This is a genomic window from Pseudomonas sp. FH4 (assembly GCF_000510915.2).
In the GTDB taxonomy this organism is placed as follows: Bacteria; Pseudomonadota; Gammaproteobacteria; order Pseudomonadales; family Pseudomonadaceae; genus Aquipseudomonas; species Aquipseudomonas brenneri.
Genome location: NZ_AOHN01000020.1, coordinates 276165 through 298840, shown reverse-complemented (window position 1 = coordinate 298840; position 22676 = coordinate 276165). Strand labels below are relative to the sequence as shown.

At 64.0% G+C, this 22676-nt stretch carries 23 protein-coding genes and 1 pseudogene; 17 read left to right on the top strand and 7 right to left on the bottom strand.

Annotation, left to right across the window (positions count from 1 at the left end):
• Positions 1-5: 5 nt before the first annotated feature.
• From H097_RS16445 to H097_RS16435, 3 genes are all read right to left on the bottom strand, one after another.
• A complete protein-coding gene (locus H097_RS16445) occupies positions 6-1346 on the bottom strand; it encodes a sensor histidine kinase (RefSeq protein ID WP_032861052.1) in 1341 nt (446 codons plus the stop codon).
• Positions 1343-2062 (bottom strand): response regulator transcription factor, encoded by a 720-nt coding sequence (locus H097_RS16440; protein WP_032861051.1) that lies wholly within the window; start codon positions 2060-2062, stop codon positions 1343-1345. Before H097_RS16440 ends, H097_RS16445 begins: the two co-directional genes overlap by 4 nt.
• Before the next feature lie 78 nt (positions 2063-2140).
• A complete protein-coding gene (locus H097_RS16435) occupies positions 2141-3520 on the bottom strand; it encodes a PLP-dependent aminotransferase family protein (protein ID WP_032861050.1) in 1380 nt (459 codons plus the stop codon).
• Between the two features lie 134 nt (positions 3521-3654).
• Between H097_RS16435 and H097_RS16430 the strand changes: the two genes are divergently transcribed.
• From H097_RS16430 to H097_RS16410, 5 genes are all read left to right on the top strand, one after another.
• Positions 3655-4941 carry a hydroxymethylglutaryl-CoA reductase, degradative gene (locus tag H097_RS16430; RefSeq protein ID WP_032861048.1) on the top strand — a complete coding sequence of 429 codons (1287 nt, stop codon included), beginning with the start codon at positions 3655-3657 and terminating at the stop codon, positions 4939-4941.
• A 2-nt stretch (positions 4942-4943) separates the two neighbouring features.
• Positions 4944-5846 (top strand): hydroxymethylglutaryl-CoA lyase, encoded by a 903-nt coding sequence (locus H097_RS16425; protein ID WP_032861046.1) that lies wholly within the window; start codon positions 4944-4946, stop codon positions 5844-5846.
• Positions 5847-5892: 46 nt separating this feature from the next.
• Positions 5893-6348, top strand: coding sequence for a hypothetical protein (locus tag H097_RS16420; RefSeq protein WP_050593376.1), 456 nt, complete (start codon positions 5893-5895; stop codon positions 6346-6348).
• Complete coding sequence (locus tag H097_RS16415; protein ID WP_032861045.1) at positions 6348-7730, top strand: tripartite tricarboxylate transporter permease; 1383 nt, start codon at positions 6348-6350, stop codon at positions 7728-7730. Before H097_RS16420 ends, H097_RS16415 begins: the two co-directional genes overlap by 1 nt.
• Before the next feature lie 108 nt (positions 7731-7838).
• Positions 7839-9080: an OprD family porin gene (locus tag H097_RS16410; RefSeq protein WP_032861044.1), complete on the top strand. Its 1242-nt coding sequence runs from the start codon at positions 7839-7841 to the stop codon at positions 9078-9080.
• Between the two features lie 18 nt (positions 9081-9098).
• On the opposite strand, the gene H097_RS16405 is transcribed toward H097_RS16410, so the two are convergent.
• Positions 9099-9371, bottom strand: a complete 273-nt coding sequence (locus H097_RS16405; protein ID WP_223232702.1) for a hypothetical protein — start codon at positions 9369-9371, stop codon at positions 9099-9101.
• Positions 9372-9619: 248 nt separating this feature from the next.
• Between H097_RS16405 and H097_RS16400 the strand changes: the two genes are divergently transcribed.
• From H097_RS16400 to H097_RS28815, 4 genes and pseudogenes are all read left to right on the top strand, one after another.
• Positions 9620-10258 (top strand): secretin and TonB N-terminal domain-containing protein, encoded by a 639-nt coding sequence (locus H097_RS16400; protein ID WP_050593386.1) that lies wholly within the window; start codon positions 9620-9622, stop codon positions 10256-10258.
• Positions 10255-10800, top strand: coding sequence for a sigma-70 family RNA polymerase sigma factor (locus H097_RS16395; protein WP_032861042.1), 546 nt, complete (start codon positions 10255-10257; stop codon positions 10798-10800). Before H097_RS16400 ends, H097_RS16395 begins: the two co-directional genes overlap by 4 nt.
• Positions 10801-10836: 36 nt before the next feature.
• Entirely contained in the window at positions 10837-11757 is a 921-nt protein-coding gene (locus H097_RS16390) for a DUF4880 domain-containing protein (RefSeq protein ID WP_032861041.1), read from the top strand.
• 19 nt (positions 11758-11776) lie between these two features.
• Positions 11777-11890: pseudogene (locus H097_RS28815) on the top strand (metal ABC transporter ATP-binding protein); the annotation flags it as partial.
• A gap of 29 nt (positions 11891-11919) precedes the next feature.
• Here the strand turns inward: H097_RS28815 and H097_RS16385 are convergent.
• The gene (locus H097_RS16385; protein WP_032861040.1) at positions 11920-12528 is read right to left on the bottom strand and encodes a type II secretion system protein GspJ; all 609 of its coding nucleotides are present in this window, start codon (positions 12526-12528) and stop codon (positions 11920-11922) included.
• On the bottom strand, positions 12525-12986 hold the full coding sequence (gene gspH, locus H097_RS16380) for a type II secretion system minor pseudopilin GspH (RefSeq protein WP_032861038.1): 462 nt from the start codon (positions 12984-12986) through the stop codon (positions 12525-12527). The genes H097_RS16385 and gspH overlap by 4 nt, the downstream gene beginning before the upstream one ends.
• A 90-nt stretch (positions 12987-13076) precedes the next feature.
• On the opposite strand from gspH, the gene H097_RS16375 reads away from it, so the two are divergent.
• A complete protein-coding gene (locus H097_RS16375) occupies positions 13077-13508 on the top strand; it encodes a type II secretion system protein N (protein ID WP_032861037.1) in 432 nt (143 codons plus the stop codon).
• Here the strand turns inward: H097_RS16375 and gspI are convergent.
• On the bottom strand, positions 13495-13887 hold the full coding sequence (gene gspI / locus H097_RS16370; protein ID WP_032861035.1) for a type II secretion system minor pseudopilin GspI: 393 nt from the start codon (positions 13885-13887) through the stop codon (positions 13495-13497). The two genes, H097_RS16375 and gspI, sit on opposite strands and share 14 nt — an antisense overlap.
• Positions 13888-14035: 148 nt before the next feature.
• Between gspI and gspG the strand changes: the two genes are divergently transcribed.
• From gspG to gspF, 7 genes are all read left to right on the top strand, one after another.
• On the top strand, positions 14036-14485 hold the full coding sequence (gene gspG, locus H097_RS16365) for a type II secretion system major pseudopilin GspG (protein WP_032861034.1): 450 nt from the start codon (positions 14036-14038) through the stop codon (positions 14483-14485).
• Between the two features lie 8 nt (positions 14486-14493).
• Complete coding sequence (gene gspK / locus H097_RS16360) at positions 14494-15429, top strand: type II secretion system minor pseudopilin GspK (protein WP_156356807.1); 936 nt, start codon at positions 14494-14496, stop codon at positions 15427-15429.
• Positions 15426-16538: a type II secretion system protein GspL gene (gene gspL, locus H097_RS16355; protein WP_032861033.1), complete on the top strand. Its 1113-nt coding sequence runs from the start codon at positions 15426-15428 to the stop codon at positions 16536-16538. Before gspK ends, gspL begins: the two co-directional genes overlap by 4 nt.
• Positions 16531-17058, top strand: a complete 528-nt coding sequence (gene gspM, locus H097_RS16350; RefSeq protein ID WP_032861032.1) for a type II secretion system protein GspM — start codon at positions 16531-16533, stop codon at positions 17056-17058. Before gspL ends, gspM begins: the two co-directional genes overlap by 8 nt.
• Positions 17055-19355, top strand: a complete 2301-nt coding sequence (gene gspD / locus H097_RS16345) for a type II secretion system secretin GspD (RefSeq protein ID WP_032861031.1) — start codon at positions 17055-17057, stop codon at positions 19353-19355. Before gspM ends, gspD begins: the two co-directional genes overlap by 4 nt.
• Positions 19356-19818: 463 nt before the next feature.
• Positions 19819-21237: a type II secretion system ATPase GspE gene (gene gspE / locus H097_RS16340; RefSeq protein WP_032861029.1), complete on the top strand. Its 1419-nt coding sequence runs from the start codon at positions 19819-19821 to the stop codon at positions 21235-21237.
• A complete protein-coding gene (gene gspF, locus H097_RS16335; RefSeq protein WP_032861028.1) occupies positions 21237-22448 on the top strand; it encodes a type II secretion system inner membrane protein GspF in 1212 nt (403 codons plus the stop codon). The genes gspE and gspF overlap by 1 nt, the downstream gene beginning before the upstream one ends.
• Positions 22449-22676: the final 228 nt, after the last annotated feature.

Here is a 22676-nt window from a genome sequence, read left to right as displayed (position 1 = left end):
GCAATTTACAACTTATACACTTTGAGCCGCAGATGCAGGCACAGGCCGGGCGTGGTGTTTTGCGCCCATAACGTGCCGCCCTGCAACTGCACGATGCTGCGCGCAATCGACAAGCCCAGGCCATAACCGTCACCGCCCGGGCGGGCGGCATTGAGGCGGGTGAAGGGCAGGAAGATCTGCTCCAGCTTGTCCGGCTCGATCCCCGGCCCCTGATCCTGAATGCACAGGTGCCAGAAATCGCCCTCAAGCTTACCGGTCAGGCGCACCACACCCTGTTCTGGGGAGTGGCGGATAGCATTGCGCAGGATGTTTTCCAGGGCCTGGGCCAGGCCATTGAGGTTGCCCAGCACCCAAACGCCTGCGGGCAGCTCGCAAGGCAGGCGCTCGCTCGACCAGCCGCTTTCAAAGCAGGCGTCTTCGCGCAACAGGTCCCACAACGGCTCCATCTCCACCGCTTCCACCGGCATCGACGGGCGTTCGGTATCCAGCCAGACCAGCTCCAGGGTGCTGCCGATCAAACGTTCCATGCCTTGCACTTCGCGCTCCAGGCGTTGGCGCAATGCCGTTGGGTCGGGCTCGCGCTCACCGGCCACCCGCAACCGACTCAAGGGCGTACGCAGTTCGTGGGACAAGTCCCGCAGCAAGCGCCGCTGCAGGACCACGGTGCTCTCCAGGCGCTCGGCCATATGGTCGAAGGCCCGGGCCAACTCGCCCAGCTCATCGCGGCGGCGTGTCACCTGGGGCCCGACCCGTGACGCCAGGTCACCGGCGCTCAGCGCATTGGCCTGGCGCCGCAGGATCACCAGCGGCGAAATCAGCACCCGGTACAACAGCACGCCGAACAACAGCGCCAGTGAGGCCGGCAGTACGTGTTGCAAGAGGATGTTCCAGCGGCCATTGTCCTTGCGCGGGTCCAGGTGCAAGGGCAACTCCATCACCAGCCGCGATTGGCCATCGCTGAACGGGATATAAAACGTTGGCCGGCCACCGGGGCGACCCACCGGCCAGTCGATCCGGCGCACGAAATCCAACTTGCGCCGTTCAAGCCTGGTCAGTGCCTGGGAAGACAGCGAATGGTGCTCATCCACCACCACCGCCCACACCTGCTCCCTGGCGCGCAAGGTATTCAGGAACTCGTCGACGCCCGCCGCGCCGCGCTCATGCCAGGCGGCTTCGGCCTGCTGCGCATAATCGGTAAGAACTTGCCGGGTGGGCGCGGGCAAGCGCGCAGTGGCTTCCTGGATACGCTGGCTCACATCCACTTGCAGGCTGACCACCAGCAGGCACAGCACCGCCAGTAGGCCGATCAGTTTCCACAACAGCGAATGACGGTGGGGCAGCCTCATGGCGCCAGCCGGGTCAGGATGTAGCCGGTGCTCCTGACCGTCTCCACGCGTCCGGCGGTGTAGCCGATGGCCTGCAACTTGCGGCGGATGCGGCTGACATGCATGTCCAGGCTGCGATCATGTCGGGAATAGGCGCGGTGCATCACCTGCTGGTACAGGAATGCCTTGGTCAGCACCTCATCGACATGGGCCACCAGGGTTTCCAGTACCCGATACTCGGTCGTGGTCAGGTCGGCCCACTGCTCATTGAGGCTGACATCGTTGCGTTGCTCGTCGAACGTCAGCTGTGGGTCCTCATTGCGCGCCGTGCCGGGCACCTCATGTTCATAGGCCACGCGGCGCAGGATCGCATCGATGCGCACATCCATTTCCAACATGCTGAACGGCTTGGGCAGGTAATCGTCGGCCCCCTGGCTGAACCCGGTGATGCGATCCTGTTCGGCGCCGAGGGCTGACATCAGGATCACCGGTACCCGTTGATGCCGGCGTAGTTGCGCGAGCACCTCCAGGCCGCTGCTGCCTGGCAGCATGATATCCATCAGGATCAGGTCAAAAGGCTGGGCGCGCACCAACTCGACGATTTCTCCACCGTTCTGGCGCAACGTGACCTCGAAGCCACGTTGGCCCAGGTGGCTGTCCAGATGGGCGGCGAGCACCGGGTCATCCTCGACGGCGAGGATGCGACGCGCAGCGGGGAGCGAAGGGTGGGCGTGCATGGGAATATCCTGCGAATGCGAATGTTTCTAAGTCACGCATTCTGGCAAATCTTTCGGCACATTCCTATTGATTGCGGTTTATTGCTGCATTTGCCGGATGATCCGACAGAACACCGGGTCATCCAGATACGCCACGTTGAGCCGGGTCCAGGGCACGACGCTCTTGGGTTGGGTGGAGAAAATCGCCCCTGGTGCGAGCATCACGCCCTCGGCCAGGCACAGGCGGGTCAGCAGGTTGGCGTCGTCGACCTGGGGGAAACGCGCCCACAGGTACAGGCTTTGTTCGGGGCGACAAAATACTTCGGCACCCAGTTCGTCGAGCAAGGCCAGGCCGCGGGCGGTGGCCTGGCGCAGGCGATCTTGCAGGCGCGACAAGTGCCGCAGGAACTGACCTTCGCCGAGAATCACGTCGATGGTCCGCTCGCTGTACTCGGCGCCGCTGTTATGCAGGATCATCTTGATATCGGCCAACTCTTCGATCCGCTGCTTGCTGCCGGCGATAAACCCCACCCGCAGCGCCGCCGACACCGACTTGGAAAAACTGCCCAGGTACAACGTACGGTTGAGTTGGTCCAGGGCCGAGAGTTTGATCGCCGAGCTGGGTTTGAAATCGGCCATGGCGTCGTTTTCCACCAGCAGCAGGTCATAGGTCTCGGCGATGCGCAGCAACTGGTGCGCCTTGGCCGGTGACAAGTCCGAGCCCGTGGGGTTATGCCCGATCGATTGCAGGAAGAACAGCTTGGGGCGATGGGCCTTGAGCAACTGTTCCAACACCCCCAGGTTCGGCCCGTCGGGCTCGCGTGGCACGCCGAGCATGCTCGCGCCTTGCAATTGCAGTTTGCCGAACAGCGGGTAGTAGCCCGGGTCTTCAACCAGCACCGGGTCGCCCGGGTTGACGTAGCGGCGGATGATCAGGTCCATGGCATGGTTGGCCCCAAGCGTTGTGACCAACTGGCGGGTCGAGACCTTGATGTTGTAGTCCGCCAGCTTCTGGACCAGGCGTGCGCGCAGCCCGGCGTTGCCCAGGCGCGTGCCATAGCGAAACAAAGTGGTGACACCGGCCCGCACCACCTGGCGATGGAACTTGTCCAGGCGCATATCCATCAGCCATTCGACCGGCGGGAAACCTTCCCCCAGGGGCGAATGCCCAGGGTCGCGCAGGAACTGCTGGCGCATCATCCAGATGGTGTCCAGCGCCCGGTTGTAGGGCAGGCTGTCGTCTTCTTCGCGGGGCTGGGCCACGCGTTTGATGACAAAAAAACCCTGGCCGTGGCGGGCCTCCACCAAGCCTTCGGCGGCCAGGTGTTCGTAGGCGGTGATCACGGTATTTTTCGAATGACCGTGCAGGCGCATGTATTCGCGCAGCGACGGCAGCTTTTCGCCGGCTTTCAGGGCGCCATCGGTGATTTGCTGGGCGATGGCGCTGGCTACCTGCTGCGCGAGGGTCGAGCGCGCCATGGGGCATTTCCTCGTGGGATGCTTGTTATGGGTACAGTCGCGTAACTGTCCGGCAAAACTGTACCTTCTTTCAAGGCTACAGATCGGGCAATTTGGCGTCATCCAATAACAAATGACTCCCCAAGGAGCCCCTGATGCCAATCGATTCGCGCTTGCCCAATTTTCGTAGCCTGTCCCCCCGCCAGCGTCTTGACCACCTCCAGCAACTATTGGGCCTCAGCGCGGCTGATGCCGACCTGTTGCGCGGGGCTGGCGCGCTGCCCCTGGAGATCGCCGATGGCATGATCGAAAACGTGATCGGCACTTTTGAATTGCCTTACGCCGTGGCCAGCAACTTCCAGGTCAACGGCCGCGACGTCCTGATCCCGTTGGTGGTGGAAGAACCCTCGGTGGTCGCCGCGGCCTCGTTCATGGCCAAGCTGACCCGTCACGCCGGCGGTTTCCAGACCTCCAGCAGCGCGCCATTGATGCGTGCGCAAGTGCAGATTGTCGGGATTACTGACCCGTTCAATGCGCGTCTGAGCCTGTTGCGGCACAAGGATGAAATCATCGCCCAGGCCAACAGCAAGGACCAATTGCTGATCAAGCTGGGTGGCGGTTGCCGCGACATCGAGGTCCATACCTTTGCCGACAGCCCGCGCGGGCCGATGCTGGTGGCGCACCTGATCGTCGATGTGCGCGATGCCATGGGCGCCAACACTGTCAACACCATGGCTGAAGCCGTGGCGCCGCTGATGGAACGCTTGACTGGCGGCAAGGTGCGCCTGCGCATCTTGTCCAACCTTGCGGACCTGCGCCTGTCCCGTGCCCAGTTGCGCATCGCCCCTGAGCATCTGGCCACCGCCGCGTACAGCGGTGAAGAAGTCATTGAAGGGATCATTGACGCCTACACCTTTGCGGTGATCGACCCGTACCGCGCTGCGACCCATAACAAAGGGATCATGAACGGCATCGACCCGCTGGTGGTGGCCACCGGCAATGACTGGCGTGCCGTGGAGGCGGGCGCCCATGCCTACGCCTGCCGCAACGGTCACTACGGCTCGCTGACCACCTGGGAAAAGGACAGCGCCGGGCACTTGGTCGGCACCCTTGAGATGCCAATGCCGCTGGGGCTGGTGGGCGGGGCGACGAAGACCCATCCGCTGGCGCAATTGTCGCTGCGCATTCTGGGCGTGAAGACTGCCCAGGAACTGGGGGAAATCGCCGTGGCCGTGGGCCTGGCGCAGAACCTCGGCGCCTTGCGTGCCCTGGCCACCGAAGGCATCCAGCGCGGGCATATGGCCTTGCATGCGCGCAACGTTGCGTTGTCGGCCGGCGCCCGTGGTGAAGAGTTGGACTGGCTGGTCAAACGCATGGTCGAGAGCCATGACGTGCGCGCTGATCGGGCCGCCGAGCTGTTGCTTGAAAAGCGCGGGCAGTAACCGTGGACTCTGTGCGGTTGGTGGAAGTGGGCGCGCGCGATGGCCTGCAAAATGAAGCCCGCAGCCTGCCGGTAGAAACCCGCGTGGCGCTGTTGGAGGGGCTGGTCGCGGCGGGGCTGAGAACCCTGGAGGCGGGGGCCTTTGTCTCGCCACGCTGGGTGCCGCAGATGGCCGGCACCGACGAGGTGCTGCGCCGTCTCGGGCAGCCAGCCGGGGTGACCTACAGCGCCCTGGTGCCCAACCTGCAAGGCCTGGACGCCGCGCTGGCGGTGGGGTGTCGGGAGGTGGCGGTGTTTGCGGCGGCCTCCGAGGCGTTTTCCCGCAAGAACATCAATTGCTCGATTGCCGAGAGCCTTGAGCGCTTTGGTCCGGTGTTGGCCAAGGCGCGCGAGGTAGGCGTGGCGGTGCGTGGTTATGTGTCCTGCGCGTTGGGTTGCCCGTTCAGTGGCGAGGTTGCGCCCGGCGACGTGGCACGGGTGACGACGGCACTGCATGAGATGGGCTGTTATGAAATCAGCCTGGGCGACACCATCGGCGTCGGTACTGCGCAAGCCACTTCCCGGCTGATCGCGGCCTGTGCTGCAGAGGTGCCAGTCAGCGCCCTGGCCGGGCATTTCCATGACACCTATGGCATGGCCGTGGCCAACGTCCAGGCGGCATTGGAGGCCGGGGTCAGGGTGTTCGACAGCTCCGTCTCCGGCCTGGGTGGCTGCCCTTATTCACCGGGAGCCACCGGTAATGTGGCAACCGAAGAGTTGGTCTACCTGCTGGAACATCAGGGTTTGGCAACCGGTGTCGACCTTGAGCGATTGATCGAGGTCGGCGTGTTTATCGACAGCCAGTTGCAGCGCGTCGGCGGCTCGCGAGTGGCGAAAGCCATAAAAGCGCGTCAATGCTTCTCATAAAAAGCCTTAATAAAAACAACAAGCCCGCAAGGGCGCGGAGGGCACCATGCAGCAACCTCTTTCACCGCCAAAAAAGCAAAACCTCTATGAGGTCTGGGGCGACACCATCGATGGCCGCGACCTGGTGCTGTCCATTGGCATCGGTGCGGTGGTCAGCCTGGGCGCGTATTTCGGCGCACATTACCTGCTGCAACCCATCGTCGAGTCGGCGCAGATGGCCAAGACCTACGCCATGCTGGTGGGCGTGCTCGGCTGCCTGGGTGCAGGCGTGATCAGCGCCAAGTTGTTCCCGCCCAAGCGTGACGTGCAGGAGCACGCGGCGGACCCGGCGTTTCGCGAACAAGTGGTGGCCGATCTGCTCAAGGAGTACGGCAGCCTTGGTCGGTTGGAGGACTTGTCTGACGAAGTGATCGCCGAGTTGCGCGAACTGGAGCTGTACGACTTGTTCCGTGAAGGCCAGGCTCGTGAAGAACAGGCGCACCTGAACGGAGGGCGACCGTGATGGAAATGCTGATGCATGAAATCATGATGGCGTTCGCCTTGGGGCTTCTGGGGGCGGTGGTGTTTTCCGCCATCGGCCTGGTCTCGGGCACCGACGAAACCGCCACCCTGGCGCCGTTGACCATGCTGGTGGTGTTGCTCGGCGCACCGCCTGCCGGGGTGTTGACGTTCTTCCTCGCGGGTGCGGTGGCCAAGCACATGACCCACGCGGTGCCCACGGCTCTGCTGGGCATCCCCGGTGATACGGTGGCCACCGCCTTGCTTGGCGACGCCAACTACCTGCGCAAACTCGGCGTGCCACATATCGCCCTGCGCAAAATGATCACCGGCGGCGCGGTGGCGGCGTTGATTGCGGTGCCGTTGTCGGTTCTGTTCGCGGTGTTACTGGCGCCGTTTGGCGGGGTGATCAAGCAGTTCGCGCCGTGGGTGTTCCTGTGTGCGGCCCTGGCCATTGCCTATTTCTCCGCCGGGCGCTGGGCCTCGGTGTTGACCCTGGTGCCGTTTGTGGTGGTGATCGTCGCGTTGCAGGCCTTGACCGGCCACTACGGGGTGAAACTGTCAGTCAGCTATTTCCTCGGCATCGCCGTGGCGCCGCTGATTGCGTCGCTGTTTTCGCTGTTGGCCCCAAGTGAGCGCGAGCACATGCGCCGCAACGAATACCGGGTGTTCTCCCTGGCGCCGGACGTCAAGGGCTGGAGCGGCTACTTCCCCAACCCGTTCAAAGTCATCAACCGACGCCAGGTGAAAGTCACGGCCATGGCCGCCAGCGTGTCGAGCGCGACGTTCGTGTTCAGCCCGGTGGCGATGACGGTGATCATGGGCGAAGTGATCGGCGCGCGGATCAAGCAGGCGTACGACCGCCTGACCACGGTGATCACCGCGCGAAACGGAGTTACCGAGTCCACCTATATCGCCGAAACCCTGATCCCGTTGATGGCCTTCGGTCTGCCCCTGAGCCCGGTGGCTGCCGGCCCGGCCGCGCCACTGTTCAACGCACCGCCACGCTTCTGGGTGGACAACGCCAGCGGCCAGGTCAACAACCTGCACAACTTGCTCAGCACCTGGGACTTCCTCGGCTACGGCATGCTCGCCGTGATTGTGGCAATCCTGGTGGCCTACCCGTTCACCATGAACTTTGCCCATGGCGCCGCCGCCTTTGTGGTGCGCAAGATCAGCCACGAAGCGGTGATCGCAACGTTTATCGGCCTGGTGCTGGTGATCGGTATCTGGGAGGGCGGTCTGCTTGGGCTGCTGGTGATCGTCACGGTGGGGTTGCTGGGTGGTTTCCTGGCGCGCTTTCTGGGTTTCAACACCGGCGTGCAATTCATGGGGTATTACACGGCGGTGCTCAGTGTGCCGGCGATCATCGCGCTGGCGGGCTAGGTAACCCAGCAGCCTCTTAGCTAGAACCACCACGACATTTTCCCGGCAGATAGCGGTTTATCTGCGACGGGAGAGTGTTGCCTGTCAAAAAGCAAAGGAATAACAACAATGAACATCCTTTCCCGTTCCAACCCTGTGCTGCTGGGCTGCCTGGCGTTTACCGCCAACAGTTATGCCGAAGGTTTTGTCGACGACGCCAAAGCCTCGTTGAACCTGCGCAACTTCTATATCAATCGCAACTTTGTCGATGATCGTTACTCCCAGGCCAGGGCCGAGGAGTGGACGCAGAGTTTTATCCTCGATGCACGCTCCGGCTTTACCCAGGGTACCGTGGGCTTTGGCCTGGATGTCCTGGGCCTGTATGCGGTGAAACTCGATGGCGGCAAGGGCACCGCCAACACCCAGTTGTTGCCGGTGCACGACGACGGTCGCCCGGCGGATGATTTCGGGCGATTGGGCGTGGCATTGAAGGCGAAGCTTTCCAACACCGAGCTCAAGGTCGGGGAGTGGGCACCGGCCCTGCCGGTGTTGCGCTCTGACGATGGCCGTTCGCTGACCCAGACCTTTCGTGGCGCGCAATTGACCTCCCGCGAGCTCAACGGCTTGACGCTGTACGGCGGCCAGTTCCGCGCCAACAGCCCGCGCAATGACGCGAGCATGGAAGACATGTTCATGGCCGGGCGCGCGGATGTGACCTCGGACCGTTTCAACTTCGGCGGCGTCGAGTACCAGTTCAACGACAAGCGAACCCAAGTGGGCGTGTGGTACTCGGAACTGGTCGATATCTATCAGCAGCGCTACTTCAACCTGATCCACAGCCAGCCTCTGGGCAGTTGGGTATTGGGGGCCAACCTGGGTTATTTCTCTGGCGAAGAAAACGCCAAGGCCCTGGCTGGCGACCTGGAAAACCGTGCGCTGTCGGGGATGCTCTCGGCAAAAACAGGTGCCCATACCCTGTACCTGGGCGGGCAACGCATGTCCGGGAAAAATGGCTGGATGCGGGTCAATGGCACCGCCGGTACCAGCCTGGCCAACGACAGCTACAACGCCAGCTACGACGCAGCGCGCGAGCGTTCCTGGCAACTGCGTTATGACTATGACTTCGCGGCCCTGGGCGTGCCGGGGCTGACGTTGATGACTCGCTATATCCGCGGCAGCAATGCCCATGTAGGGGCGGTCACTGATGGCCGGGAATGGGGGCGGGAGTCGGAGTTGGCGTATGTGGTGCAAAGCGGGGTGGCGAAGAACCTCAACGTGCGCTGGCGTAACTCGACGTTGCGTCGCGATTACAGCACGCTGGAGTTTGATGAGAACCGGTTGATTATCAGTTATCCGTTGTCGTTGTTGTAAGTGGAGGGCGTGGCGGCCTCAGGGCCGCTGCGGCTTCACCCCTGTCCCAAACGTATTGCCCATCCGCACGCTGGTCGCCGCAGGTGTCGACAAGCCAATCTGGTTCGGCGGCCGCTGATGGACCGGTTTTTCCCGGGTCTCGCGGTTTTTCTGCGCGGCCTTGCCGCCCATCTGCTGGCTCAAGCACCCATAGTCAGGCGCCTTGTACCCATCCACCCTGGCTTCGACACAACCGCCCGGCGTGTCCTCGGCCTGCACGACCGACACCAGGCCCGCACACAGCAACAGCATCACCAACCGCTTCATCAGGGCCTCCTGGCTGGCCCGAGGAAGTGGGCCGTAAGTGCTTGCCAGTCTAGCCCGATGAAACGGGTGAAACCGTGATGTTTTTTTTGCCATCACCGTAACATCAGGTTCATAAATTGGCCTCAGGATGACGCTTTTCCCAGGACACGTCAGCCGTGCAGCAAGGCAGAGCAGGGGTCGAACGGTGGGCTTGGAGGCGCACACACTGCTGCCTGGTCTTGCTGTTGGCCTGGATGTGGTTGCCACTGCCCGCAGCTCTGGCTGGGGAGCCGAAGGTGTTACGCCTGGATCTACCTGCGCAAAGCCTGGTGCCAGCCCTGGAAGCTTTCAGTCGTGCCACCGGGATGGCGGTGTTGGTGGACCGCGAGTTGACCCACGGGCGGCGTTCGATTGGCGTGCATGGGCACTACAGTGCCCAACAGGCCTTGGGCCTGTTACTGACCGGGAGTGGCCTGATGGCGCGTTACGCACGCAGTGATGCATTTACGCTGCAGTTGCCTGAAGTCAGCCAGCCGCTGGCCGGTCGAGGGGTGTCGCCGCGCAATGCTGCACGGCTCAACCGCAGTTATGCCACGGCCTTGCAGCAGGCCGTCGAAGCCAGCCTGTGCCGTTCGCCCTTGACCCGCCCCGGCAGTTTCCGGGCGCTGGTACAGGTCTGGGTCAACCGCGACGGGTGGATTGAACATAGCCGCCTGGTCAGTTCCACCGGTGATGCGCAGCGTGATGAAGCGCTGGTCCACAGCCTGGGCAGCACCCGGATAGAACGCCCGGCACCCAGTTCGATGCGGTTGCCGTTGACCCTGCTCTTAATGCCCGACACCACAGGAAAACGCATGGAATGCACAGCACGGGAAGGAGTTTCCGGGGCATGAAGGATACCGGGCACACGCCAATGGTCAGGTTGTTCCTGGCCTCCTACGAAGACTTCAAGGTGCGTTTGCGCAAGCGCCTGGGTTCGGAGGACCTGGCCAATGACGTCCTGCATGAAACCTACCTGCGGGTCGACCGCATGGACATGCCGGCCAACCTGCAACAACCCAATGCCTATCTGTATCGCATGGCCTTGAACATCGCCGCCGACCGGCGCCAGGCTGATGCCCGCCTGCTGACCGGCAGTGAGGTCCAGGAGTTGCTCAACATCAGCGACGAAGCCCAGGATCCCTCGCGGGTGGTGGGCGGCCAGAAAGAAATCCAGTCCTTGCTCAAAGCGCTCTACGAACTGCCCGCCCGGCGCCGCAAGATCCTCATCGCGGCCCGCCTGGAGGAAGCGCCGCACCTGGAAATCTCCCAGCGTTTCGGCATCTCCACGCGCATGGTCGAGAAGGAAATCAAGGCCGCCCTGGGGCATTGCGCCCAGCGCCTGGAAAGAAAAGTCATCCAGCGGTTCGGTCCCGGCGCCGGAAAACCGTCTTAGTGTTGAGTCCCTGACAATCCGTGAGTACCTGCGCGCTTGAAAATTTTTAGCTTTCCCACTGCCCGGGGCACGCCCGACAGCCGATTGCACGACGAAGCGCGCGATTGGCTGGTCCTCCTGACCTCGGGCCAGGCGACCGTGGCCGATGCCAAGGCCTTGCGCCAGTGGTGCGCCCAGAGCCCGGAGCACGCCCAGGCTTTCGAACACGCCAAGCGGTTGTGGCAACAATTGACCCCGGCGCTGGCACAGGCCCAGGCACCCCGGCATTTTGGCCGGCGTGCGTTCCTCGGCGGGGCGCTTGCCGCCTCGGTTGCCTTGGTGATGGTACGCGTCACGGTGCCCGGTGGTTTTGCCGGGTTGAGTGCCGACTACCGCACGCAGGTGGGTGAGCAGCGGCGGGTTGAACTGAGCGAGGGCATCAGCCTGGAGCTCAACACCCAGACCCGTATCAGCCGACGTGAGCAGGGCATTGAATTGCTTGAAGGCGAGGTCGAGGTGCTGGCGGCGCAGCCGCTGACGGTACAGGCGGGGGCAGGGTGGCTGAGTGCGAGCCAGGCGCGATTCAATGTGCGCAACACCGATCACAGTGTGTGCGTGACCTGCATTGAAGGCTCGCTGGCGGTTGCCGTGGGTGGGCGCAGCGTGCGCCTGGACAGCGGGCGCCAGTTGACCTACGACGCGGCAGGGCTGGGGCAAGTGCTGACGGTGGACACCGAGGCCGTGATCGCCTGGCGCGAGCAGGTGCTGGTGTTCAATAACGCCACGCTGGACACGGTGATCGACGAGATCAACCGTTACCGGCCGGGGATGTTGGTCTTGCTCAATCGTGAACTGGGCAAGCGCCGGGTGCAGGCGCGCTTCAGCCTGGAGCAATTGGCAGGCGTGGCATTGCTGATTCGCGATGCCTATGGGGCCAAATGCACGCAGCTGCCGGGTGGGGTGGTGTTGCTCAGCTAGGCGCGGACTCTATTCCCTCCTGTCGGCGAGGTTCCCTGTGGGAGCGGGCTTGCTCGCGAAGGCGTCGGCCCAGCAAACATTGATGTTGACTGACCCGCCGCTTTCGCGAGCAAGCCCGCTCCCACAGGTAAGCAACCGCGCACAAGGGGAGATCGCTGCAATTCAGTCCAACGGCCCCAGCACCTGCCGATAGCGCTCCACCCCCTGCGGTGTCTGCCGCACCAGGGTGATTTCCAGCCCCGCCGGATGGCTTCGGCGATTGCCGCTCAACTGCCGCCAGCCCTTGTCGTTATCCCAGACCCGTACTTGCAGGTCGCTGACCTGGCTCAACACCGCCACCGCCTCCTTGGGGGCCGGTAGCGGATAGCGATCCCGTGCCGGTGCCGCAGCGCGGTACAAGGTGTCGCCCTTGAGCCACCATCGCACCCGTTGCAGACCATCGCCGGGGGGGGGCGCGCTGCGGATCAGCTCCAGTCGAAACCCCTTGCTGTCGGAACTGCGCACAGTCACCGCCGGCAAAGCGTCCGCAGCGGGGGGCTGGTCGGCGGTGGGTGGCGGTGCCAGTTCCACCCCGGCGCGCAGGCTGACGTCCAGTTGCAACTGGTTCAGGGCACGCAGCAGCGCCTGGGTCTGTTCGGTACTCGCCTGCAAGTGGGCGTCGGCGCGGGTCACGCTGTCCAGGCCGCGCCAGGCAATCAGGCTGACCACCGCCATCAGCATGATCGCTACCATCACCTCGATCAGGGTAAAGCCTTGCTGGTTACGGTTCATGGCGGGCTCACCACGCGCAGGGCGCCGGTTGCATCACGTTGCAGGCTGAGGCTGTGCTGCCCGTCCGACAGCAGCACCTGCAGCGGCGGGTTGATCCATTCGGCATTCAGCACCAGGGTTTGCCGGGGTTCGATGCGCACCTGCAGCGGCGTGGTGTCCCAGGTCCGTGGGCGCAGTTGTGGATCGCCCTTGAAGTCCTCCAGCCCTGGGCCATCGTCGCGGCTGCGGCTCAAGCGGTAGCCGTTGGCATCCGCGCGCCAAGTGATCGCACGGCCATCGGCGCGGGCTTCGGCCTGGGCGATTTGCAACACCTGAGCCAGGCGCTCGGCGTCCTTGCGCAACAGGTGCAAGGGGTCCGGCTTGATGCTCAGGCTGATGGCAGCGCTGGCGATGCCAATGATCACCAGCACCACCATCAACTCGATCAAGGTGAAACCTCGTTGCCTGCGATCCGTCATGCGTGTGCCCTCAACCGGATCAACCACTGAAATAAAACCGTGAGATTTGCCCTGTAGGCTGTCGGGATGGACAAACAGGAGGTCCCGCCCATGGCATTCATCGATCGCTTATCTGCCGCCCACGGCGTCCAGGCCCTGGCCTTGCTGGCTACGCTGGCCGGGGTTGCTACATGGACGCCGCTGCTGCTGACGTCCGCGCAGTCCCATACCCCGCCGATTGCACCCCAGGCGTTGGCGGCGCGCAGTGACAGCCCGGCGCTGCAATGGTTTGCCGATGTGCCGGCGGCGCTACAGGTCAAGGTGTCCGGGGTGCTGGCCGGCGCCCAGGGTGCAGTGGCAATCCTCAGCCTCAACGAAGGACCGCCACGCAGCTTTCTCGCCGGTGAGCGCCTCAGCCCCGGCGTACGCCTGGCGGCCATCGAGGGCGATGGGGTGGTGATCGAGCGGGGCACCGAAAAGGTCCGGGTCAATCTCGATAAACTGCCCGAGGCGCCAGCCTTGCCCAGGCTCACTCGACCTTGACCTGTTGCAACGCAGGCGCGCGGTCCACCCGGGTTTCCAGGCGTGCCAGGGGCGGCGCCTCGCGTGTGGCATCCAGCACCTGCACGCTGACCTTCAATAGGGAACCATCGCCCGCCACCACCTGTTCACAGCGCAGCTTCAAGCGCCCCTGATCACACTCAAACGTCTTGCGTCCGGGGCTTGCGCGCCCCTCCAGGCGCAGTTGGGCCAGGCGACTCTGGGCCGCCAGCATGGCGATGGATTTGTCGCGCAACAGGCCATTGCCCTGGGTCATCAACCCCGCCACCCGCACAGCCGCCGCCATGGCCACGGCAATAATCGCCAGGGCCACCAGCACCTCGATCAGGGTGAAACCTTGGTTCTTCTGACGACCACGCATGACGTGCTCAATGCCGGGAAACAGGCCCGCAGACTAGCCGCTGCACTTGACCGATTGGCGACCAAAGCTCCCGAGGATTTTCAATACGCCTGACATGTTGGCTTGCAACACTGCGCGACGAAAAGCACTCAAGCCAAGGAATGTCGAGATGGATATCGCGCACGTCACATCCACCCCGCGAGGCCCTCGGGGCCAGCGTGGCTTCACCCTGATCGAGATCATGGTGGTGGTGGTCATTCTCGGGATTCTCGCTGCCATGGTGGTGCCCAAGGTGCTTGACCGCCCGGATCAGGCGCGGGCCACAGCCGCCAGGCAAGATATCGGTGGCTTGATGCAGGCGCTCAAACTCTACCGCCTGGACCACGGCACCTATCCGAACATGACCCAGGGTCTCAAGGTCCTGGTCGAGCGCCCGGCCGATGCGAAGAGCAGCAACTGGCGCGCCTACCTCGAACGTTTGCCCAACGACCCGTGGGGCCGCCCGTATCACTACCTCAACCCTGGCGCCAATGGTGAAGTCGATGTGTTTTCCCTCGGGGCCGACGGCCAACCGGATGGCGACGGCGTGAATGCCGATATCGGCTCCTGGCAGTTATAAGGCGCGCCATGAACAGGCATTTGCCCAGTGCGGCGAAGCAGCATGGCATGGCGATTATCAGCGCGTTGCTGATTGCCGCCGTGGTGGCGGTGCTCGCCGGGGCCATGCTCACCCGCCAAAGCGTGTTTACCCGTAGCCTTGAGGCCGAACAACAGCGGGTCCAGGGCAGTTGGCTGTTGCAGGGTGCGCTGCAAGCCAGTCGACAACAGTTGTGGGATGCGCGGCGTAAAGACGTGCTGACCCGCCTCGATCAGCCCTGGGCGCGCCCCTTTGCCGGGGCGGTCGAGGGGCGCCTGGATGACGAACAGGGCAAGTTCAACCTGCGCAACCTGGTCCGCCAGCAGCAGCCCGATGCTGCGCAATTGCAGAGTTTCCAGCGCCTCTGCCAGTTGCTTGGCATCGACCCTGGCGTCGGCCAGCGCATCAGCCAACGGGTGCTTGCTTCGTATGCGCAGCGTGCGGGCGAAAGTGAGGTGAGCAGCCTGCGCAGCACTTCACCCGAGGCCGCCCAGACCCTGCTGCCGGCCAAGGCCCCGATGCTGCGCAGCCTGGATGACCTCGCCGGTATCGACGGCCTTGAACCGCGTGTGCTGCAACGCCTGGCGGCGTATGTCAGCGTGCTGCCCGGCAATACCTGGGTCAATGGCAACACTGCCAGCGCCGAAGTGCTCAGTGCGGTGGTGCCCGGGCTCAGCCTGCCCCAGGCCCAGGGATTGGTGGCCGAGCGGGACAGCGGGCGCTGGTTTATCAACCGGGGCGATTTTGTCAACCGCCTGCGCATGCCCCACCTGGTGGTGGATTCGGTGCAGGTGGGGATCACCAGCGAGTGGTTCCGCTGGCACGGCCGCGCGCGTCGCGAGCAGCGCCGGGTTGCCGCGCAAGCGCTGTTGTATCGCCCCGAAGACCGGCAACCCCAGGTGATCTGGTGGCGGGTGGGCGCATGACGCGCTTGCGGATTGCCTTGCCGCCGCTGGACCAACTGAGTGCCGAGAGCCTGGTGCACTATGCCTGGCTGGACCGCACCGGGCAGGTCAGCCGGCAAGGGCAGGCCAGCCTTGGGCAGTTGGCACTACCGCGCAAGACCCTGGCAGCCCAGTGCTTCCTGCACCCTTGGGACAGTTTGCTGACCAGCCTGGAACTGCCGCCATTGACGGCGGCCAAGGTGACGGCAGCTGTGACCTGTGCAGCCCAGGCGCTGATCCTCGGCCCGGTGGCACAGGTGCAGGTGGTCCATGGCCCCCGGGAGAGCAACGGGCAAGTGCAAGTGGGGTGGCTGCCAAAGGCGGGCCTGGAACAACTGAACCGGGTCCTGGCCCAGGTGCATATCAGCCTGCGTGGCCTGTACCCGGCGCCCTATGCCTTGCCCGTACCGCCGGCGGGAGGCTTGAGCGTGGCCTGCGTCGAGGGGCATCTGCTGCTGCGCCAGAGCCTGCACCAGAGCGCCTTGCATCCCCTGGGCGCGCGAGCCCTGGAGGCGCTATTGAACGGTGGCGCGCAACTGCATCAGATCGATGAGCACACGGCCCAGCGCTGGCAGGGTGTGGTGCCGGGCTGGGGCTTGCACGGGCGCCTCAAACGCCCCAGCAACGGAGGTTGGGGGCGGGCACTGGGGCTCAGCGCATTGGCCGTGGCGGTCTGGACCCTGGGCCTGAACCTGTACGCCGCGCGCCAGGTAGGCGAAGGGCAACAGCTCAAGGCGCAGATGATCGCCCAGGTCAAGCAGGCCTTCCCGCAATTGCCGGTCATCCTCAATCCGCTGCAACAGGCCCGCCAGCAATTGGCCGCCGCGCAAGGCGCCGGCGCCGACCCCGGCCAGCGTTTCAGCAGCCTGGTGCAATTGGCGGGCAGCCACCTGCCGTTTATGGTTGGCAGCGTCCAGGCCCTGGCTTTTGAACAAGGCCGTTTGCACCTGCAATTGTTGCCCGACAGTCGCAACCCGACGGCCGCAGGTGATTGGCAGGCGGCGCTGGCCCAGGCCGGTTTCACCGCCACCCGTGATGATCACGGCTGGACCCTTGGGCCGCTCGACAGCCCGGAAGACGCCAATGAGTAAGCTCAGCTATCAACGCCTGCGCGCGCAGTTCCAAACGTTCTGGAGCGCCCTGGCGCTGCGCGAAAAACGCCTGCTGGGCGGCGGCGGGGCAGTGTTGGCGGGCCTGCTGGTGTGGTTGCTGTTGATTGAACCACCCTTGCAGCAGATCGACTACTGGCAAGCCGAAACCCCCAAGCTGCGTACCCAGGCTGCCACCTTGCAGGCGCTGTTGCAGGGCGCCAGTGCCGGCGCGCGCGCCGGGCAAGACCGCGAAGGTGCCTTGCGCCAGGCCCTCGACGCTGCCGGACTTGAAGGCCGTTATCAATTGCAGGTCGTGGACTCCAACGGCTGGCGCCTGACCTTTACCGACGCGCCAGCGGATGCCGTGGTCGGATGGTTGCTGGCGAGCCCACGCGCACTTTCCCTGGAGGTGTCCCAAGCGCGCTTGCAGCGTGTTGGCGACACCGCTGAAAACCCGGCCGGCAGATTGTCCGGGACCGTTCGCATGGATCAGGCGCCTGGCGCTAAGGAAGCTTCATGAAGTGGTCATTCGCCCTTTCGGCGCCGTTTCGCCAGGTAGCGCCGCTGCTGTTGCTGGCGCTCAGTGCCTGTAGCAACACCCAGTCGCCGACACCTGCGCCATTGCTGGTGGACAGCGAACTCGGCCAGCCCCTGGCCGATACCCGGCGCAACGGTGTGCCGATACCCGAGCGCCAGCGTGAAATCACCCCTCAGCCACGGGTCCAACACCCGGTGACCCAACGCGCCCGTGGCCATGCCGCCGCCCCGGCCAAAGTGCGCAACCCGCTGGGCGACCAGCCGGTGCAATTGAACTTTGTCGAAGCCGACATCCAGGCGGTGGTGCGCGCCTTGTCCCGCGCCACCGGCCAGCAGTTCCTGGTGGATCCACGGGTCAAGGGCAACCTGACCCTGGTCAGCGAAGGCCAGGTCCCGGCGCATCAGGCCTATGACATGCTGCTGGCGGCGCTGCGCATGCAGGGCTTCAGCGTGGTGGACGTCGGCGGTGTGGCCCAGGTGGTCCCGGAAGCCGATGCCAAGCTGCTGGGCGGGCCGATCTACAATGCCGCCAGCCCCAGTGGCAATGGCATGCAGACCCGCACCTTCCGCCTGCAATACGAAAACGCGGTGAACCTGATCCCGGTATTGCGGCCCATTGTTTCGCCAAACAATCCGATCAATGCCTACCCCGGCAACAACAGCATCGTCATTACCGACTATGCGGAAAATCTCGCGCGGGTGGCACAGATCATCGACGGCATCGACACCCCGAGCGCCATCGACACCGACGTGGTGCCGGTGCAAAACGGCATTGCCGTCGATATCGCGGCGATGGTCGCCGAGTTGCTGGAAACCCAGGGCAACGACCAGACCCAGAAGATCGCCGTGGTCGGCGACCCGCGCTCCAACTCGATCATCATCCGCGCCGGCAGCCCCGAGCGTACGGAACTGGCGCGCAACCTGATCTACAAACTCGACAATGCCCAGAGCAACCCCAGCAATATGCACGTGGTGTACCTGCGCAACGCCCAGGCCGGCAAGCTGGCGCAATCCCTGCGCGGCATGCTCACCGGTGAAAGCGAAAGTGGCGTGAGTGACGAGGCCCGCACTAAGTTGAGTGCAATGGGCGGGGCAGGCACTACCAGTCAGGGCAGCCCCCAGAACAGCAGTGGCGCGCCGACCGGTAGCGGTGTCCAGCCCAGTGGTTATGCAAAGGACAGCACAGGTGCGAGCAATACCACCAGCGAGCAGAACACCGCTTTCAGTGCCGGCGGCGTGACGATCCAGGCCGATGCGACCACCAACACCCTGCTGATTTCCGCGCCCGACCCGCTGTACCGCAACCTGCGTGAAGTGATCGACATGCTCGACCAGCGCCGCGCCCAGGTGGTGATCGAAAGCCTGATCGTCGAAGTCAACGAAGACGATGCCAGCGAATTCGGCGTGCAGTGGCAGGCCGGCAACCTGGGTGGCAAGGGTGGTTTTGGCGGGGTCAACCTGGGCGGCAGCGGAATCAACGGCACCCCCACCAGCAAGACCAGTATCGACGTGTTGCCCAAGGGCCTGAACATCGGCCTGGTGGACGGCACGGTGGATATTCCAGGGATCGGCCGGGTGCTGGACCTCAAGGTCCTGGCGCGGGCGTTGAAGAGCAAGGGCGGGACCAATGTGTTGTCCACGCCCAACCTGCTGACCCTGGACAACGAAGCGGCGAGTATCTTCGTCGGCCAGACCATTCCCTTCGTCACCGGCAGCTACGTGACCGGTGGCGGTGGCACCAGCAACAACCCGTTCCAGACCGTGCAGCGTGAAGAAGTAGGCCTCAAGCTGAACGTGCGGCCACAGATCTCCGAGGGCGGCACGGTGAAGCTGGATATCTACCAGGAAGTCAGCAGCGTCGACGCCCGCGCGTCGGTGGAGGCGGGGACGGTGACCAACAAGCGGGCGATCGATACCAGCATCTTGCTCGATGATGGACAGATCATGGTGCTGGGCGGGTTGTTGCAGGATGGCTATACCCAGAGCAACGACGCGGTGCCGTGGCTATCGGACATCCCGGGGCTGGGCGCGCTGTTTCGCAATGAGTCGCGCAGTGTGAACAAGACCAACCTGATGGTGTTCTTGCGGCCCTACATCATTCGCGACAGTGGCGCGGGGCGCAGTATTACGCTTAATCGCTATGACTTTATGCGCCGTGCCCAGGGTGGGTTGCAGCCGCAGCACAGCTGGGCGCTGCCGGATGTGCAGGCGCCGCAGTTGCCGGCGGTGGAGAAGGCGATTCCGGGGGCGGTGCCGGTTCGTGGGAGTACACAGCCGTGAGTTGTATCACCTGTAGGGGCTGGCTTGCCTGCAGTGGCGGCAATTGTGTTGTGGGGGTACATATCCATCCCTGTGGTAACGGCTACTTAGGGTTCCGCTCTTACAGCGGGTCACTTTTGGCAAACGCCCCCCCAGTCAATGCAGCCAGTCCAGAGACACCCCATTCAAAATGTGGGAGCTGTCGAGCCCTAGCGAGGCTGCGATGGCGGCGGCATGATCAACATCCATGTCGCCTGACCCACCGCTATCGCAGCCTCGCTAGGGCTCGACAGCTCCCACAGGAGGTTGCTGGTACTTTTGATCTTGAGCGCCCCGTTCCGAGCCTGGGCGAGGCAGCGAGTGGTGGGGCAAGAGCCTTTTGGTTACTTTGGGGCTTTTCCAAGGTGACTCGCTGTAAGAGCGAAACCACCAGTTGGCATCACAAAAATAACGGATATGTCCCCAATCAAAGGGCTCAAACACCATGAGCCTGCTCCCCTACGCCTGGGCCAAATCCCAACGCATTCTCCTGCACCCCACCCCCAGCGGCCCGCGCCTGACCATCTGCCCCTCGACTCCCGGCTGGTCGATCAGCGAAGTCTATCGCCAATTCGGCCAGGCCCCCATCGAACACGTACGCGACGATGAACTCGACGGCCTGCTGGCCAGCGCCTACGCCGACACCGGCAGTGCTGCAGCGGTGGTCGGTGCGGCCGAAAACGAAGTCGACCTCGACCGCCTGATGCAAGACATCCCCGAAATCACCGACCTGCTCGATACCCAGGACGGCGCTCCGGTGATTCGCATGATCAACGCCTTGCTGACCCAGGCCGCCCGCGACGAAGCCAGTGACATTCATATTGAGCCCTTCGAAACCCACTCGGTGGTGCGCTACCGCGTCGACGGCACCCTGCGCGATGTGGTGTCGCCGCGCAAAGCCCTGCATGGCGCGCTGGTGTCGCGAATCAAGATCATGGCTCAGCTCGACATCGCCGAAAAACGCCTGCCCCAGGACGGTCGTATCGCCCTGCGGGTCGCCGGGCGGCCGATTGATATCCGCGTGTCGACGGTGCCTACCGGCCATGGCGAGCGGGTGGTGATGCGCCTGCTGGATAAACAGGCCGGGCGCCTGCAACTGGAAACGCTCGGCATGGACCCGCAACTGTTGGCGCGTCTCGATGGCCTGATCCGCCAGCCCCATGGCATCGTGCTGGTCACCGGGCCCACCGGCAGCGGCAAGACCACTAGCCTCTACGCGGCCCTGGCGCGGCTGGACGCCAGTACCAGCAATATCCTCACCGTGGAAGACCCGGTGGAATACGACCTGCCGGGGATCAGCCAGATCCAGGTCAACGCCAAGATCGACATGACCTTCGCCCTGGCCCTGCGCGCGATTCTGCGCCAGGACCCGGACATCATCATGATTGGTGAAATCCGTGACCTGGAGACCGCGCAGATCGCCGTCCAGGCCTCGCTCACCGGCCATCTGGTGCTGGCCACGCTGCACACCAACGATGCGGTGTCGGCGGTCAATCGCCTGATCGACATGGGGGTGGAGCCGTTCCTGCTGGCCTCGTCGCTGCTTGGCGTGTTGGCCCAGCGCCTGGTGCGGCGCCTGTGCCCGCACTGCAAGCAGCCGGACCCGGCGGCGCCCGGCACCTGGCGCCCGGTGGGGTGTGACCAGTGCAACCAGGTCGGCTACAGCGGCCGTACCGGTATCCATGAACTGTTCTGCGTCGATGATGCGGTGCGTGGGCTGATCCACCAGGGCGCCGGCGAGCAGGAAATACGCATCGCCGCCCGCGAGGCCGGGATGTTCAGCATGCGTGAAGACGGCGAGCGCTGGGTCCGCAGCGGCGCCACTTCGCCGCAAGAAATCCTGCGCGTAACACGGGACGCCTGATGAATCGCTATCGCTATGAAGCCTGTGATGCCAGCGGCAAGCTGGAAACCGGGCACCTGGAGGCCGAGAGCCAGGGCGCAGCCTTTGCCAGCCTGCGCAGCCGGGGCCTGACCGCGTTGCTGGTGCAGGTCGAAGGCAGCGCCAACGCAGTGGGCAGCAGCAGCCTGTTCAGTGCCAAGCTGTCGGACAACGACCTGGCGTGGGCCACCCGCCAACTTGCCAGCCTGCTCGGTGCCAGCCTGCCCCTGGAGGCGGCGCTGAGTGCCACGGTCGAGCAGGCGGAAAAAAAACACATCGCCCAGACCCTCAGCGCGGTGCGCGCCGATGTGCGCAGTGGCATGCGCCTGGCCGATGCATTGGCCGCACGGCCACGGGATTTCCCGTCGATCTACCGGGCGTTGATTGCGGCGGGGGAGGAGTCTGGCGACCTGGCCCAGGTCATGGAGCGCCTGGCCGACTACATCGAGGAACGCAACAACCTGCGCGGCAAGATTCTTACCGCGTTTATCTATCCGGGCGTGGTGGGCCTGGTGTCGATTGGCATCGTCATCTTCTTGTTGAGCTACGTGGTGCCGCAGGTGGTCAGTGCCTTTTCCCAGGCGCGCCAGGACCTGCCGGGGCTGACCCTGGCGATGCTCAATGCCAGTGACTTTATCCGCGCCTGGGGCGCGCTGTGTTTTGCCGCCCTGGTGGGTGGTTTCTGGTGTTGGCGCCTGTACCTGCGCAACCCCGTGGCGCGCTTGAACTGGCACAGCCGGGTATTGCGCCTGCCGCTGATCGGGCGGTTTGTGCTGGGGCTCAACACTGCGCGCTTTGCCTCGACCCTGGCGATCCTCGGTGGCGCCGGGGTGCCGTTGCTGCGTGCCCTGGAAGCCGCGCGCCAGACCCTGTCCAACGACCGCCTGAGCCAGAGCGTCAGTGATGCCACGGCCAAGGTGCGCGAGGGGGTCAACCTGGCGCCGGCACTGGCGGTGGAAAAGGTCTTCCCCCCCGTGTTGATCCACCTGATCGCCAGCGGTGAAAAAACCGGCTCCCTGCCGCCCATGCTGGAGCGCGCGGCGCAAACCCTGTCACGGGATATCGAACGGCGGGCCATGGGCATGACGGCCTTGCTGGAGCCGTTGATGATCGTGGTGATGGGCGCGGTGGTGCTGGTGATCGTGATGGCGGTGCTGTTGCCGATCATCGAGATCAACCAACTGGTCACTTGAATCCGACTGACACCATTGCCCAAATGTAGGAGCTGGCTTGCCTGCGATAGCATCACCTGGGTGTGACTGAAAAACCGAGTTGCCTGTATCGCAGGCAAGCCAGCTCCTACATTTGGATCACCTAACCTCGGGTTCCTCATTTCGTCATTTTTTAACCCACGGCACACAGCCGGTGTTCCTTCCAGCCCACGCCTCGAAACAACCCCTGCAACCTTGCTGTCACTCAGC